Source organism: Variovorax sp. GW821-FHT10B04, from assembly GCF_059415645.1.
Genome location: NZ_JBWKNQ010000004.1, coordinates 335,459 through 351,105 on the forward strand (window position 1 = coordinate 335,459; position 15,647 = coordinate 351,105).

Sequence of the window (15,647 nt, forward strand, 5' to 3'; positions counted from 1 at the left end):
GTAGCTGCCGTTGGCATTGATCACCAGCGTGCCGACGCCCGCGATGGTGGCGCTCTGGCCGGCCGTGTAGTTCGTCGCGTCGCCCGCCACGCTGAAGCCGGTGACGGTCACCGGGCCGTCCACGCTGGTCGTGCCGGTGAGCACCGAACCGGTCAACGTGGTGTCCTCGTTCACGCTGACGTTCTCGTCGGCGTCGGTGAACGGGTCGTCGACCGGCGTCACGTTGATCGTGAGTGTCGACGTGACGCTGGCCGCGCCGTCGCTGACCGTGTACGTCGCTACCGGGACCGGGCCGTTGTAGTTCGCGGCCGGCGTGAAGACGTAGGCGCCGTTGGCGGCGATCGTCAGCGTGCCGACGCCTGCCAGCGTGGCGGTCTGGCCTGCGGTGTAGGTCGTGCCACCGACCACGAACTGCGTCACCGTCAGCGTGTCGCCGTCCACGTCGCTGTCGTTGGTCAGCACGTTGCCGGTGGCGGTCGTGTCTTCGGCGATGGTGGCGCTGTCCGCCGTGGCCACGGGCGCGTCGTTGACGGCGGCGATGTTGAAGGTGAGCGTGTTCGGCGTGGTGTCGAACGCACCGGCGCTGTCCTGCACCGAGAAGTTGAAGCTCGCGTAAGCGGCGCCATTGCCGTTGGCGGCCGGCACGAACCGGAGTGCGCCGCCGTTGATGTCCGCAATGGTGACGACCTGCCCCGCACTCACGGCCACGCCGTTGAGCAGCAGCGTGCCGTTGGCCGGCAGCGTGTCGATGCGCACCGCAGCCAGCGTCTGGCCGTTGTCGGCGTCGCTGAAGAAGAAGCTGCCGCTGCCCAGCGTGACCGGCGTGTCCTCGGTGCCGTTGACCGTGGCGTTGGCGCTGTTCGGCGGTGTGTTGGCACCGACGTTGACCGTCAGCGTGGCGGTGGCCGTGCCGCCGTTGCCGTCGCTGATGGTGTAGCGGACGAGCACGGCGCCCGCGACGTTGCTGGCGGGGCTGAAGCTCAGCGTGCCGTTCGGGTTGATGGTGACCGTGCCCTGCGCCGGGTTGACCAGCGTGGCACTCGTGATGGTGAGCGTGTCGCCGTCCACGTCGCTGTCGTTCGCCAGCACCGGGATGTTCGCGAGCGGCGTGTTGATCGGCGTGCTGGCGACGTCGTCGCCGGCCACCGGCGCGTCGTTGACGGCCGCGACGTTGACCGTCACCGTGGCCGTCGACGTGCCGCCATTGCCATCGCTCACGGTGTAGGTGAAGCTCGCCGCGCCATTGAAGTTGGCCGCGGGCGTGAACAGCACGTTGCCGCCGGACAGGCTCACCGTGCCGTTGACGGCACCCTGCACGCTGGTGATGGTCAGCGTGTCGCCATCGACGTCGCTGTCGTTGCCCAGCAGCGTGGCCGCGGGGATCGTGAGCGCGGTGTCCTCGGTCGCGTTCACCGTGTCGTTGCCGGCGACCGGCGCGTCGTTGACCGGCGCGATGTTGAACCTGAAGGTGTTGGGCGTCGGGTCGGTGTTCTGCCCGCCGTTGGCCGTGCTGCCGCTGTCGACCACCTGGAAGGTGAAGCTGCCCAGCGCATTGCCGTTGACGTTCGCGGCCGGTGTGAAGGTCAGCAGGCCAAGGCTGCCGACCGGAATGCTTTGCCCCGCCACCACCGCCACACCATTCAGGCGCAGCACGCCTTGCGATGCCGATGGCAAGGTGGTGATGACCACCGACTGCAGCGTGTCGGCCGGCGTGTCGCTCGGGTCGGTGATCGGGAAGTCGGCTGCCGAGAAGGTGTAGGTCGCGTCTTCGTTGATGGCGACCGTGCGGTCCGCACCCGACGGCGCGTCGCTCACCGGCGTGATCGTGATGAGGGTGGTGTCGGTGTCCGTCAACGCGCCACCGGCGCCCGTGTTGCCCAGGTCGTTGGTAAGCATCGTCAGCGTTACGCTGCCGTTGGCATTGGCCACGGGCACGTAGCTCGGCCGCGCGGTGCTGGCCAGGTACGCATTGATGCTGGCCAGCGAACCGTCCAGCGTCAGCGTGCCCGTGCCGCTGCCGCCGACCGTCACGCCGCTGCCCGACGTCGCAGTCAGCGTGCCGCTGGGCACGCTCAAGGTCACGCGCACGTTGCCGGTGCCGGCGTCCACGTCCGTCACCTGCAGGCCGGTCAATGACAGCGAGGTGTCTTCGTTCGTCGTCCAGCCCGTCGGGATGGTGTTGATGGGCGCGTCGTTGACCGCGGTGACCGTCAGGGTCAACGTCGATGCCGCGGTGGCCGTGCCGTCGCTGACGGTATACGTCGCGACAGGCGGCGATCCGTTGTAGTTGGCGGCCGGCGTGAAGGTGTACGCGCCGTTGGCGTTGATCACCAGCGTGCCGACGCCGGCCAGCGTGGCGGTCTGTCCGGCGGTGTAGGTCGTGCCGTTGACCACGAACTGCGTCACGGTCAGCGTGTCGCCGTCCACGTCGCTGTCGTTGGTCAGCACGTTGCCGGTGGCGGTCGTGTCTTCGGCGATGGTGTTGGTGTCGGCGTTGCCGACCGGCGCATCGTTGACCGGCGCGATGTTGAAGGTGAAGGTGTTCGGCGTCGGGTCGGTGTTGATGCCGCCGTTGGCCGTGCCGCCGCTGTCGACCACCTGGAAGGTGAAGCTGCCCAAGCCGTTGCCGTTGATGTTCGCGGCCGGCGTGAAGGTCAGCAGCCCCAGACTGCCCACCGGAATGTTCTGCCCCGCGGTCACGGCCACGCCGTTCAGGCGCAGCACGCCTTGCGACGCCGGCGGCAGCGTGGTGATGATCACCGACTGCAACGTGTTGGCCGGTGTGTCGCTCGGGTCGGTGATCGGGAAATCGGCCGTCGAGAAGGTGTAGGCCACGTCCTCGTTGATCGCCACCGTGCGATCCGCGCCCGAAGGCGCGTCGTTGACGGACGCGATCGTGATGACGGCACTGTCGGTGTCCGTCAACGCGCCACCGGCGCCGGTGTTCCCCAGGTCGTTGGTGACCATCGTCAGCGTCACGCTGCCGTTGGCATTGGCCACGGGCACGTAGCTCGGCCGCGCGGTGCTCGCGAGGTACGCATTGATGCTGGCCAGCGAACCGTCCAGCGTCAGCGTGCCCGTGCCGCTGCCGCCGACCGTCACGCCGCTGCCCGACGTCGCAGTCAGCGTGCCGCTGGGCACGCTCAAGGTCACGCGCACGTTGCCGGTGCCGGCGTCGACGTCCGTCACCTGCAGGCCGGTGAGCGACAGCGAGGTGTCCTCGTTCGTCGTCCAGCCCGTCGGGATGGTGTTGATGGGCGCGTCGTTGACCGCGGTGACCGTCAGGGTCAGCGTCGACGTCGCGGTGGCCGTGCCATCGCTGACGGTGTAGGTCGCCACAGGCGGCGATCCGTTGTAGTTGGCGACCGGTGTGAAGGTGTATGCGCCGTTGGCGTTGATCACCAGCGTGCCGACGCCGGCCAGCGTGGCGGTCTGGCCTGCGGTGTAGGTCGTGCCGTTAACCACGAACTGCGTCACGGTCAGCGTGTCGCCGTCCACGTCGCTGTCGTTGGTCAGCACGTTGCCGGTGGCGGTCGTGTCTTCGGCGATCGTGTTGGTGTCGGCGTTGCCGACCGGCGCATCGTTGACCGGCGCGATGTTGAAGGTGAAGGTGTTGGGCGTCGGGTCGGTGTTGACACCGCCGTTGGCCGTGCCGCCGCTGTCGACCACCTGGAAGGTGAAGCTGCCCAGCCCGTTGCCGTTGATGTTGGCTGTCGGCGTGAAGGTCAGCTGGCCCAGGTTGGCGACGGCGATGGTCTGCCCTGCCGTCACGGCCACGCCATTCAGGCGCAGCACGCCCTGCGATGCCGGCGGCAGCGTGGTGACGATCACCGACTGCAGCGTGTTGGCCGGCGTGTCGCTCGGGTCGGTGATCGGGAAATCGGCCGTCGAGAAGGTGTAGGCCGTGTCTTCGTTGATCGCCACCGTGCGGTCGGCACCGGACGGCGCGTCGTTGACCGGCGTGATCGTGATGAGGGTGGTGTCGGTGTCCGTCAACGCGCCACCGGCGCCGGTGTTGCCCAGGTCGCTGGTGACCATCGTCAGCGTCACGCTGCCGTTGGCATTGGCCACGGGCACGTAGTTCGGCCGCGCGGTACTTGCCAGATAAGCGTTGATGCTGGCCAGCGAACCGTCCAGCGTCAGCGTGCCCGTGCCGCTGCCACCGACCGTCACGCCGCTGCCCGACGTCGCGGTCAGCGCGCCGCTCGGCACGCTCAAGGTCACGCGCACGTTGCCGGTGCCGGCGTCCACGTCCGTCACCTGCAGGCCGGTCAATGACAGCGAGGTGTCCTCGTTCGTCGTCCAGCCCGTGGGGAGGGTGTTGACCGGCGCATCGTTGACCGGCGTCACGTTGACGGTGGACGTCACCGTGTTGGAATTCGCGGCCGCATCGTTGACCGTGTAGCTCACGGTGCGGACCAGCGACGACGGGTTCTCCGAGCTGTTCGAATACTGCACCGCGCGCAGCGCGGCCTGCCATTGCGCCACGGTCGCGGTGTTGCCTGCGGAACTCAGCGACAGCACGCCGGTGGCCGCGTTGTAGCTGCCCGCGATGTTGCCCATGCTCGCCGGCACGTTCGTGAAGCCCAGCACGTCCTGCCCCGGCACGAAGTTGCCGCTGATCGCCACGGTGGCGCTCGCCAGCGTGGTGTTGTCGAGGTCGGCCACGGTGATGGCGCCGTTGATCGCTGCGGGGCTGCCGTTCTCGGTGTAGCTCAGTGTCGAGCCGGTCGCCAGCGTGGGCGCGTCGTTGACGGCCACGACGTTGACGGTCGACGCCAGGACGTTCGAATTGGCCGCGCTGTCGTTGACGGTGAAGCTCACCGTGCGCGCGACGGTCGACGGGTTGTCGCTGCTGTTCGAATACTGCACGGCGCGCAGCGCGGCCTGCCATTGCGCCACGGTCGCGGTGTTGCCGGCCGACGTCAGCGTCAGCACGCCGGTGGTGGCGTTGTAGCTGGACGCGATGTTGCCCATGGTCGCGGGCACGTTCGTGAAGGCCAGCACGTCCTGCCCCGCCGCGAAGCCGCCCGTGATCGCCACCGACGCGCTGGCCAGCGTGGTGTTGTCCACGTCGGACACCACGATCGCGCCGTTCACCGCGGTGCCCGTGCCGTTCTCGGTGTACGTGACGGTCGACCCGGTTGCGAGCACCGGCGCGTCGTTGACCGGCACCACGGTGATGTAGGTGTGCGCGGTGTTCGAACTGAAGCCGCCATCGCTGACGGTGACGGTGATGTCCCGCACCGGCGATGCGCTCGGGTTCTGGCTCGTGCTCTCGAAGGTGATCGACTGGATCAGGCTGGTGTAGACCGCCTTGGTGGCCGACCCGCTCAGGTTGATGGTGGTGACGCCGCTGGCCACGCTCACGCTGTAGGTCACGCCGTTGACGGTGCCGGTCGATCCGTTCGACAGCGCGGTGCCGCCGATGCGCAGCAGGTCGCCGGACTGGCCGTTGGTCAGCACGACCTGCGCCGACATCATGTTGGCCGAGTCGCTGTCGACGATCGACGCGTCGGTGTCGGCGATCGACACGGCCGTGCCGTCTTCCGTGAAGGTGGCCGTCCAGTCGCGGCCCGCGGTCGGGTCGACATAGGTCAGCACGCGCACGTTGTCGATGGCGACGTCGTCGGCCGCGGTGAGCAGCGCGCCGCCCGGCGCATAGCTGAACGCGAGCGCGCCGTTGTTGGCCACCGAATTGGGCAGGTTGATGGTGACGTCGGTGAAGCTGAAGGTGCCCTGCGTGCTCACAGCGATCGTGCTGTTCGGGCCCGAGGCGCCGTTGAAGTACGCGACCGTCGCGATGGTCGCGCCCGAGCGGCCGGTGGTGATCGTCGCGTAGACCACGCCGCCCACGCTCACCGTGAACACGCCGGACACGTTGGAGTCCGGCACCAGCAGGATGTTGTTGTTGTTCCAGCCGAAGCCGAACACGACCTGCGCCGCGCCGTTGATGCCCGGGCCGGACTGCAGCCCGCTGTAGCCCGACTGCGTCAGCGTGCCGTTGGTGGTGTCCGAGGTCCACTGGGCGCGGTCGTTCGAGAAGGTGGTGGAGCCGGTCGACGTCCAGCCGGTGCCGCCGCCGGTGAAGCCGCCGTTGGTCACGACGTCGGTGGTCGTGATGTCCGAGTTCAGGTCGACGATCGGCGGGTTCTTCGCATAGGCGAAGTCCAGCGTGAGGTCGGACGCGCCGATGGTCGCGAGCGACACCGCGCGCACCGCCGTGCCGTTGGTCGGCGCGCTGCCGCCGAGCACGTTGCCGGTGTCGGTCACGCGCACCACGTAGGCGCCCGGCAGCACGCCGGTGAAGCGGTAGTTGCCGCCCGCGTCCGTGGTGTCGGTGGCCAGCACGGTCTCGCCGGTGTCGGCGACGCCGTTGCCGTTGACGTCGTCCACCAGTTGCACGGTGACGTTGCCGATGCCGGTGTCGCCCGTGCCGAACACGCCGTCGCCGTTGTTGTCGTCGAAGATCTTGTCGCCGATCACGCCGGTGGCGGGCACGGCGCCCGCGCCGTCGGTCACGGTGCCGGTGATCGCGGTGGAACCATCGGTCGTCACGTTGGCGGTCGAGATCACCGCACCGGTGGTCGGGTTGATGTTCTGGATCGTCGTGCCGCCCAGCGCGTAGAGATTGCCGTTGGACGCGGTCGCCAGCTGGATCGACGTGGCGGTGTAGCTCACGTTGGTGAGCTGGTTGCCGGTCGTCAGGTCGTAGCGCACGAACGAGCGGCCGTTGTTGTCGTTGGAGCCGACGCTGATCAGCGCGTTGTTGGCCGTGTCGATCGCCAGGTCGCCCCAGTCCATGCCGCCCGACACCGCGCTCACCAGGACCGAGGTGCTGGCGATGGTGCGGCCGTCGGACGAGAAGTTCAGGCGGTAGATGCGGTCGGCGCTCGACGTGCCGGTGATGTTCTCGACCCCGAGATACATGGTGCCGTTGGCGAACGCCGCACCGCCGCCGCTCACGCCCTGCGAGCCCGCCACCACCACGCTGCCGGCGTCGGTGATGTCGGAGTCGATCAGGATGTGGGTGTTGTTGATGTAGTCGTACGCAAAGAGCGCACGCGAGGTGGTCGACGACCCGTCGAAGTAGTAGATGAGCCCGGCCGCCGCGTTGAGCGACAGCGCGTTGAGCGTGTTGCCGACCTGCACGCCGCCCACCGTGGCCGGCACGCTGGTGATGACGGTGGCGCGGCCGGTGCCGACGTCGATGCTCACGATGTCTCGGCCATACACGGCCAGCACCGCGCCGGTGCCGTTGTTGGCCGTGGCGTCGAGCGTGCTGTCGAACAGCGCCTGCGTGCGCTCGTCGACCACCACCGCCGTGTCGACCTGGCCGACGTGGTATTCGAGGTTCCAGTCGCCGCCCAGGCTGGCGGCGCCGGTCACGTCGTCGGACGCCGCGACATCGGCACCGGTCAGGCGCGCCAGGCTGTTGGTGAACTGCTGGCCGAGCACGCCTTCGGCGGTATCGCAGCCGTACAGCAGGATGTCGCCGTCGGCGCTCAGCGCCGCGCCGATGGCCGCGAGGTCGGCCGCCCGTGCGGACAGCGCCGCGTTGTCGTAGACCGCGTTGCCCAGCTGGATCTGCCCCGGATCGCCGTGCGACAGGATGTGGATCGCGCCGATGTCGGTGCGGCCCTGCAGCGCCTGTTCGATCTGCGCCAGGCCGTCGCTGTTGCGGTCGAGGAAGACCACTTCCGCCGAAGGATCGATGCCCTGCAGCAGGGTCGCGGCGTTCTCGACGCTGCCGTCGATGAAGACGATCTGCGTACCGCCGTGCGCCTGCGGGGCGTCCATTCCGGCCAGCGCGTCGCCCAGGTCCTGCGTGCGGGCGGCATCGGCCGCCGGCACGTCGGCATGTGCGGCGGGGTCGGCCGAAGCGGCGCCATGCGCTGCGGCCTTGTCGTCGGGCGCCGCGGCAGCCGGCGCCGCCGCGTGCTCGGCCTGTTGATGCGCGGCATTGGCGAGCGCGGCCTCGGCCTGCTGGTCGGCGGTCTGCTGCGCCAGCACGTCCGCGCCGGTGGCCACCGCCGCCGCGTCGAACATGTAGCGCGCTTCGAGCGCGATCGCTCGCAGGCCGAAACGCGGATCGGGTGTGGCCGCGGCCGCGGGACGGCCGGCGCGCTTGTCGGAACGAGGTGTCTTTCTGGCCATGGTTCAGATCCCGCGGGAAAGATTGGCGGCGCGCGCGCGTGCAGCGCGGAAAACCGCCATGCATCGGGCCACCGGATCGGAATTGGAGAAATGCGACTGCTGCCCAGTCACTGGGGAGAAGGGGCGCCATGGCGGCGCTCCATGCCTATAAGTAACACGAATTGCACATGTCACACGAATTACCTAATGCAGCGGATAAAAGGCAGCCGCCCGAAGGGAAAAGCCCCCCAAGTCGCCGAAAGAGGGGCATTTATCGTTTGTTAACCGATGCTTGGAAAGGCGTGTTTCATCAAACAAGTTGTTAGTTTTGAAACCGTGGTTCCGGGCGATAGACAATTCCTGGAGTCTGTATTAGTCAGCGCATCCATCAATAGACGAAGAAATTGAATCATTAGTATTTTTTGATTCATTTCCAGAGCAATGAACGCAATGCGCGTGTCTGCCGGCGAATTGCGGTGGTCAGAGAAATCCCTGATGCGCAGCCGTGTGAATTGCCGGCGCGCAACGCAATGGCACCAGCTGCCCTCTCTCTCGAACCGTCCGCGGTCGGTTTGAAACAAGGCGAACCTCACGTGCAAACGTAGTGATCGAAGGATGGCGACCTCGTCCTTACCATGACGCGACTCAACCTTCGCAGGTACGATTTGTGCTAGTCAGTGGTGCAAGCGACTTGCGATCTCAACCCGGTAAGTTGCAATGACCTCTGCTTTCAGCACCATCACGCATCGCCCTGCACTTCATGGGCGACCGCAGGCGCACCCACACCGTTGGACCCGGCGCGCAGCTTCATTCATCGCTTCGGTGGCGCTTCTCGCCTGCACCATTTCGGCGAATGCCCAGGCACCGGCCGCTCCGCTCAAGCCCGTGACCATCGCCATCGGCACGCAGGTGATCAACGTGGTGTACGCCTGGCTGACACTGCCGGTCGCTCTCGGCTATTGGCGCGACGCCGGCTACGACGTCAAGCTGATTCCGGTGTCGGGCTCCCTGGTCGCCGTTCAACAGATGGTGGGTGGAAGCGCCGATTTCGCCCAGTTGAATTCCACCGCCATCATCCAGGCCAACACCGAGAACGATGTGCCGGTCCGCGGCCTGATGGGAACCAACCCGGTGGACTGGGGCGTGGGCGTTCCGGCGAGCAGCAGCATCAAGGACATCAAGGATCTCAAGGGAAAGAAGATCGGCATCTTCAGTCTCGGCACGGGCGGTGTCCCGTTGCTCAAGGGCTACCTGAGGAACAACGGGATCAACCCGGACACGGACATCCAGCTGATTGCAACGGGCGCCGGCGCGCCCGCGCTGGAGGCGCTGAAGAACGATCGCGTGCAGGCGCTGATGTTCTGGGGCGCGGCGCTGGTCGGCTTCGAGAACGCGGGGCTGCCGCTCAGGGTCCTGCGCGATCCCAGCTGGCCGCAGATGCCGGACTTCACTTTTGCCACCACGCAGAAGACCATCGACGCCGACCCCGCCATGGTGGAAGCCATCTCGCGCGGCTCGGCGATGGCGACCCTGTTTGCACAGACCAATCCGGACTGCGCACGCCGCGTGCAATGGAAGGCCTTCCCGTCCACCAAGCCCACCGGCGCGGATGAGGCGACGCTCGTCAAATGGGACATGGCCTTGCTGCAGGCGCAGCTCAAGTCGATGCGCGAGGCGCACGAGCTGCACGGTGGCAAGCTCATCGGTGCGATGGACCCGGCGGCATACGGGCGCATGCAGGACTTCATGTTCCAGGAGAAGCTGATCAAGCGCAAGCTTCCCCCGCAATCGATGCTGATCTCGACGCCAGGCTTTGCAGCCGCCATCAATCGATTCGACCACGATGCGGTCATCGCCGCGGCCAAGGCCTGCAAGGGTGTCTGATCGCATGCAAACCTCGCTATCCGCGCCGGCGGCGGAACCACCCGCTTTCCGCTTCGCAGGTGTCAACAAGACATACCGCTCCAAGGACGGTGGCGATGTCGCGGCACTGCGCGACATCAATTTCGAAGTCCGAAAGGGCGAGTTCGTCACGGTGGTCGGGCCGAGCGGCTGCGGCAAGAGCACGCTGCTGCGCATCCTGGCGGGGCTGGCGTGGAGCAATGAAGGCGAAGTCGCGGTGTCCGGCCGGATCGTGGACGGCCCGGGCCGCGAGGTGGGCGTGGTGTTTCAGTCGCCGGTCCTGCTGCCTTGGCGCAATGTGCTGCAGAACGTGCTCGTGCCGGCCGAAGTGCAGAAGCGGGACCGTGCGACGGCCTTGGAGCGTGCCCGGCACTATCTCGACATGGTGGGCCTCTCCAGCTTCGAGACCAAATATCCCGGCGAGCTGTCGGGCGGCATGCAGCAGCGCGTCGGCATCGCGCGCGCACTGGTGAACGACCCCCTGCTCCTGCTGATGGACGAGCCCTTCGGTGCGCTCGATGCCATGACGCGCGAGTCGATGAACCTGGAGTTGCTCCGGCTCAAGGAGAAGACGGGCGCGACGATCATGCTGGTGACCCACAGCATTCCCGAAGCGGTGTTCCTCGGCGATCGTGTCGTCGTGATGTCGCCGCGACCCGGGCGGGTGACCCGCATCCTGACGGTGGATCTGCCCAATCCGCGCACCCTTGACCTGATCAACACCGAGCGCTTTGGAGCGTACGTCCGCGGCATCCGCGACGACCTTCATGCCTCGGGAGGACTCGACTGATGATGGACCCGACGATATCCGCCACCGCCCAGCGCCCGCCCACCATGACGCCAGCGGCGGACCGGCCGATGCGCGCGCTCCAGCCGTCCGCGAAGAGAACGCAACGCCGAAAAGCCAGCGCCCGGATGAGTCCCAACGCGCGACGGGTGCTGATCGCAGTCGTCTTCCTGTGCGTCGTTGCGCTGTGGCAGGCCGGCGTCGCGCTGTTCAAGGTCTCGCCATTGATCTTTCCGGGGCCGGCGAGCGTGGTGAACGCGCTGTTCGATGGCCTGGTCAGCGGCGAGATCCTGCGGCACCTCCTGGTGACGCTGGGCGAGATCCTTGCGGGCTTCGTCATCGGTGCCGCACTGGGGTTCGTCCTCGGCGCCGCGATCGGCCTGAGTGACCTGCTGGAGACCTTGCTGTATCCCTACGTCGTCGCTTTCCAGACGATGCCCAAGGTGGCGATCGCACCGCTCTTCGTGGTCTGGTTCGGCTTTGGCGCCACTTCGAAGATCGTGATCACCGCAACGATCGTCTTCTTCCCGCTGGTCGCCAACACCATCGTGGGCCTGCGCTCGGCACCCAAGGATCAGATCGACCTGATGACCGCGTGCACGGCGAACCAATGGCAGGTGTTCCGGATGATTCGGCTGCCGCACGCCTTGCCCTACGTGTTCGCCGGCCTGGACATCGGCATCGTGCTGGCCGTCATCGGTGCCATCGTCGGCGAGTTCGTCGGGGCGGAAGCGGGCCTGGGCTACCTGATTCTCCAGCGCAATTTCTCGATGGACACGGCGGGCGTATTCGCCATCCTGATCGTCCTGAGCCTGATCGGCCTCGGGCTCCACGCCGCGGTGAGCCGCCTGTCGAAGCGCGTCATCTTCTGGGCCGACTCATCCGCGGATCTGTCGCGCAGCAGTTGATGCGGCCAACGGCGATGACAGCGAAAGTGGAGTGAGCGCCAGATGGGACACCGCCGCGCCAAGCTGGGTCGCATCAGCGACCTCGATCTGCGCCTGCTGCGCGTCTTTCAAGCCGTTGCCGAATGCCGCGGCCTGGCGGCGGCGGAGCTGCGGCTTGGCATCAATCGCTCGACGATCAGCACCTACCTGTCCAACATCGAGACCCGCCTGGGCGTGCGGCTGTGCGAGCGGGGCCGCCACGGCTTTGAACTGACCGAGGACGGCGTCAAGGTCTACAAGGCCGCGACGGAATTGATGAAGTCGCTCAACGACTTCCAGGACGAGATCGAGTCCCTGGGCGATTCCGTGCGCGGGCGCCTGCGAGTCGCGGTGCTCGATTCGTTCATCTGGCTGAAGGAGCTCCGTTTTCAGGATGCGTTGTGCACGTTCACGAACGAGAACCCGGACGTGAACCTCGAGTTGTTCGTCTTTCATCCCGATGAGATCGAGCGACGCATCGACGAAGGCAAGCTGGATGTCGGCATTACCGCGGTGCACGATTATTCGAGCAAGTTCGACTACACGCCTTTGTTGAGGCGTTCGAGCTTTCTCTATTGCGGATCGAAGCATCCGTTATTCGGCATTCCAGACGCCGAGATATCGGAAGCCGACTTGAGAAACACGTCGTACCTGTCCCGCTGGTTCGATGCTGCACCGGTTCTGCTGGGGCACAACCCCGACGTGGCCCAGGTGGAGACCTTTCATATCGAAGCGACCGCGCATCTCATCCTGACGGGCAATTACGTGGGGTTTCTCCCGGAGCATTACGCCGAGCACTGGGTTCTGGAAGAAGAAATGAGGCCGGTGCGGCAGGACCTGTATCGCCTGGACTATCAATACGGCTTTTCAGTCAAGCAAGGCCGCCTGCTGTCCCCTGCCGCCATGGTGTTCATGGACTGCATCAGGGCCGCCGCGCAACCGGCGCGCGCCAGTCTCGAATCCAGGCGTCTGGTTTGAGACGGTCGGTTTGAGACTTGGCGAACCTGGCGTTCAAACGTTGTCATCGACGCCGCTCTTCACCGTTCGTACCATCGAATCACAGCTTTCCGCTTCAAGGCTGAAGTGGAACAGCCAGCAATCTTGCTGTGTATTCGAGGTAAATCCGGATGAGCGTCATGAATCAGGAATCCGTCAAAACGGATATCGGTGTCTTTCTTCCCGTATTCAGCCGAGGCTGGATCAAGTCCACCACTTCGCCTGCATTGACCGGCTCTTACAGCAGCAATCTCGCGATCGCGCTCCTGGCAGAACAAATGGGATTCGACTTCGCAATGAGTCCCGCCAATTGGCGCGGATACGGTGGCGAATCCAATTCGATGACATATTCTCTGGAGTCGCTGACCTGCATGGCGGCACTGGCGCAGGCGACGTCCAGAATCAATATCTGGGCCACCGCCCACATGATGGTCTTTCCGCCGGCGGTCGTCGCGAAGATCGTCGCCACCCTCGACCAGATCGCGCCCGGACGGATCGGCTTGAACGTCGTCACCGGCGCACGCCCGCAACTCATGCGCCAGATGGGACTTTGGCAGGACCTGAACCATGACGAACGCTACGACCTCGCCGACGAATGGGTCGCGCTGGTCCGCCGGATCTGGACTGAAGACAGCGTGACCCACAAGGGCAGGTTCTACGAGACGGAAGACTGTCAGATCTTTCCGAAGCCATCGAAGATTCCGCCGCTGATCTGCGCCGGCATGTCGGACCGAGGCTTCAAGTTCACCGCGCAGAACTGCAACGTCGCGTTCATGGCCGCGGACGACAGCGACAAGTTCATCGGGCGCGCCTTGCGGGCGAAGGAGATTGCCGTCGATAACCAGAACCCGGGCCTGAAGACCTTCGGCCTGTTCAACCTCGTGATCGGCGAGACGGACAAGGATGCGAAAGCGAAGGTCGATCTCTACAACGCCGGTGTCGACCTCGTCGCCGTCGCCCGCATGGCGGACGAATACAACGACGACAAGGAAGTCTCGAGCAACCAGGGCTCCAAGGTCTTCCTGGAGCAGGCCAAGGCCGCGTCGGCCTTGATGTCCAACACGATGTGGGGATCGCCCGACACCATCGCGGCACGGCTGGCGCATACGGTCCGGTCGGCCAGGCTCGACGGCGTGATGGTCGTCCTTGCCGACTACGACGAAGACCTGCGCGCCTTTGGCAACGAGGTCCTGCCCCGCATGCTGGAACTCGGGGTGCAAACCAACGCCGCACTGCGCGCAACGGCCTGACGCAGGTCGTGGCAAAGGCCTGGCCGGCACGTTGCAATCGACGATCGCCTTCCCGACGCATTGATGACGCGTTCATTCGGAGAAATCATGAGCAGAGATGACATGGTGCGGCTTCCCAAGAAATGGCCGAGCGAGAACTGGGAGTCGGCCTGGGTGCCGGGCATCCAGGTGGACAACACGATCTACGTGTCGGGCATCACCTCGACCAGCGTTGACGGAGAAGTCATCGGCATCGGCGACTTCAAGGCGCAGGCGACGCGTTGTCTGGAGAAGCTGCAGGACGTTCTCGGGCGTGCCGGCGCTTCCATGGACGATGTCGTGAAGTTGACGACGTACCTGACGCCGCAGGTCGACATGGCGGAGGTCGCCGACTACTTCAAGATCCGGGCGCCCTTCTTCGGTCCGCATGGACCTGCCAGCACCGGGGTGACGGTCCATTCGCTGCGCCGCAAGGAGTTCCTGATCGAGATCGATGCCATCGCGCATTGCCCACGGAAGTGACGGCCGTGCCGAAATCCATCCACACCATGGAACCCATCGATCCGCTCCGCTTCCGTTCGATCATGCGAACGCTCGTGAGCACGGTGACGGTCATCACGACCTCACGCCAAGACGGCATCCATGGCATGACCGCCACCGCCTTCGCATCGGTGTCCGCCGATCCGCCGACGGTCCTGATCGTTCTCAACAAGACCACCCGAACCCATCCGCTGATCAGCGCGAGCGGGCGCTTCGCCGTCAATCTGCTGGCCGAAGATCAGGCCGAGCTCGGAGACCGTTTCGCCGGCAAGCACGAGACGCCCTTCGACGGGATCGCGCATGAACTCAGCGCGCACGGCATTCCGCTGCTTGCCGGTGCGCTCGCGGCGCTCGAATGCGAAACGGTCCAGGAAGTGGACGCCGGAACGCACACGATCTTCATCGGACGTGTCCTGAGCGGCGCGCGCTCGGAAGCGGCGCCATTGGCCTACCACGACGGGCGCTACACATCGATCAAGGTCAGCGAGCCCGTCCCCGCGATGTGAGCGGCATGCCGGTCAGCCGAGCGTCCTGAACATGGTTCGGCGCGTGTTGGTGAAATGCGGCCGCACACGGCTGCTCCATTCGGTGCCGCGCACGGCGAGCCAGGGCGGCGACCCCAAGGTGTCGGGGCTGACCAGGTCATAGCAGGCGAGCGACAGCGGACCGTGATCGTGGTTGAGCATGCGCGCGGCGCGCACGTTGCCGGGCACCGACGCCAGGCCGGGCATGTGTTCGGTGTCGTACCAGCGCAGCAGCTCGTCGCGCCAGCCGGTCTCGGGGTCCATCTCGACCACGTAATGGAAGGCGGCCTGCGCGCCGTGGCTGGCACCGGGCAACACCAGCGCCTGTTCGAGTCGCGACACGCGCGGCTGCGCGTCTCGGGGCAGCGCCAGCGAGAAAGCGGCCAGCACGGCGGCCAGGTCGGACGTGTCGAGCAGTTGCCGCTGCGGCAACGCGATGTAGCCATAGGCGTCGCCTTCGGCGGCCGACCAGGCCATGCGCCGGATGCTGGCACCGGGCATGGCCGCAGCGGCGGCACGGCAGGCGTTCACGAAAGCGGCCGATGCCGCTTCGTCCAGCCGGGCCTGCAGGAGGATCTGATCGGTGGCTTGTCTGCGCATCGGCGTC

9 protein-coding genes are annotated in these 15,647 nt (G+C 66.1%); 7 read left to right on the plus strand and 2 right to left on the minus strand.

Annotated elements, in window-relative coordinates; all coding sequences use genetic code 11:
- Positions 1-8,157 (minus strand): tandem-95 repeat protein (locus tag AC07PZ_RS12690; protein WP_495295445.1); only part of this gene is annotated, 8,157 nt, incomplete at its 3' end.
- Between the two features lie 801 nt (positions 8,158-8,958).
- Between AC07PZ_RS12690 and AC07PZ_RS12695 the strand changes: the two genes are divergently transcribed.
- From AC07PZ_RS12695 to AC07PZ_RS12725, 7 genes are all read left to right on the plus strand, one after another.
- Positions 8,959-10,020, plus strand: a complete 1,062-nt coding sequence (locus AC07PZ_RS12695) for an ABC transporter substrate-binding protein (protein WP_495295446.1) — start codon at positions 8,959-8,961, stop codon at positions 10,018-10,020.
- A 4-nt stretch (positions 10,021-10,024) separates the two neighbouring features.
- A complete protein-coding gene (locus AC07PZ_RS12700; protein ID WP_495295447.1) occupies positions 10,025-10,828 on the plus strand; it encodes an ABC transporter ATP-binding protein in 804 nt (267 codons plus the stop codon).
- A 125-nt stretch (positions 10,829-10,953) separates the two neighbouring features.
- Positions 10,954-11,733: an ABC transporter permease gene (locus AC07PZ_RS12705; protein WP_495295448.1), complete on the plus strand. Its 780-nt coding sequence runs from the start codon at positions 10,954-10,956 to the stop codon at positions 11,731-11,733.
- 42 nt (positions 11,734-11,775) lie between these two features.
- Positions 11,776-12,729 (plus strand): LysR family transcriptional regulator, encoded by a 954-nt coding sequence (locus AC07PZ_RS12710; RefSeq protein WP_495295449.1) that lies wholly within the window; start codon positions 11,776-11,778, stop codon positions 12,727-12,729.
- Between the two features lie 158 nt (positions 12,730-12,887).
- Positions 12,888-13,997 (plus strand): LLM class flavin-dependent oxidoreductase, encoded by a 1,110-nt coding sequence (locus AC07PZ_RS12715; protein ID WP_495295450.1) that lies wholly within the window; start codon positions 12,888-12,890, stop codon positions 13,995-13,997.
- Positions 13,998-14,084: 87 nt separating this feature from the next.
- Positions 14,085-14,498 (plus strand): RidA family protein, encoded by a 414-nt coding sequence (locus tag AC07PZ_RS12720; RefSeq protein ID WP_495295451.1) that lies wholly within the window; start codon positions 14,085-14,087, stop codon positions 14,496-14,498.
- Between the two features lie 26 nt (positions 14,499-14,524).
- Entirely contained in the window at positions 14,525-15,022 is a 498-nt protein-coding gene (locus AC07PZ_RS12725) for a flavin reductase family protein (protein ID WP_495295452.1), read from the plus strand.
- A gap of 12 nt (positions 15,023-15,034) precedes the next feature.
- Here the strand turns inward: AC07PZ_RS12725 and AC07PZ_RS12730 are convergent, their stop codons facing one another.
- On the minus strand, positions 15,035-15,640 hold the full coding sequence (locus tag AC07PZ_RS12730; RefSeq protein WP_495295453.1) for a hypothetical protein: 606 nt from the start codon (positions 15,638-15,640) through the stop codon (positions 15,035-15,037).
- Positions 15,641-15,647 lie beyond the last annotated feature (7 nt).

Bases quoted from the DNA above. Each gene is read 5' to 3' on its own strand.
- AC07PZ_RS12700 (WP_495295447.1), top strand. From the start codon at position 10,025: ATGCAAACCTCGCTATCCGCGCCGGCGGCGGAACCACCCGCTTTCCGC.
- AC07PZ_RS12705 (WP_495295448.1), top strand. From the start codon at position 10,954: ATGAGTCCCAACGCGCGACGGGTGCTGATCGCAGTCGTCTTCCTGTGC.
- AC07PZ_RS12710 (WP_495295449.1), top strand. From the start codon at position 11,776: ATGGGACACCGCCGCGCCAAGCTGGGTCGCATCAGCGACCTCGATCTG.
- AC07PZ_RS12715 (WP_495295450.1), top strand. From the start codon at position 12,888: ATGAATCAGGAATCCGTCAAAACGGATATCGGTGTCTTTCTTCCCGTA.
- AC07PZ_RS12720 (WP_495295451.1), top strand. From the start codon at position 14,085: ATGAGCAGAGATGACATGGTGCGGCTTCCCAAGAAATGGCCGAGCGAG.
- AC07PZ_RS12725 (WP_495295452.1), top strand. From the start codon at position 14,525: ATGGAACCCATCGATCCGCTCCGCTTCCGTTCGATCATGCGAACGCTC.
- AC07PZ_RS12730 (WP_495295453.1), bottom strand. From the start codon at position 15,640: ATGCGCAGACAAGCCACCGATCAGATCCTCCTGCAGGCCCGGCTGGAC.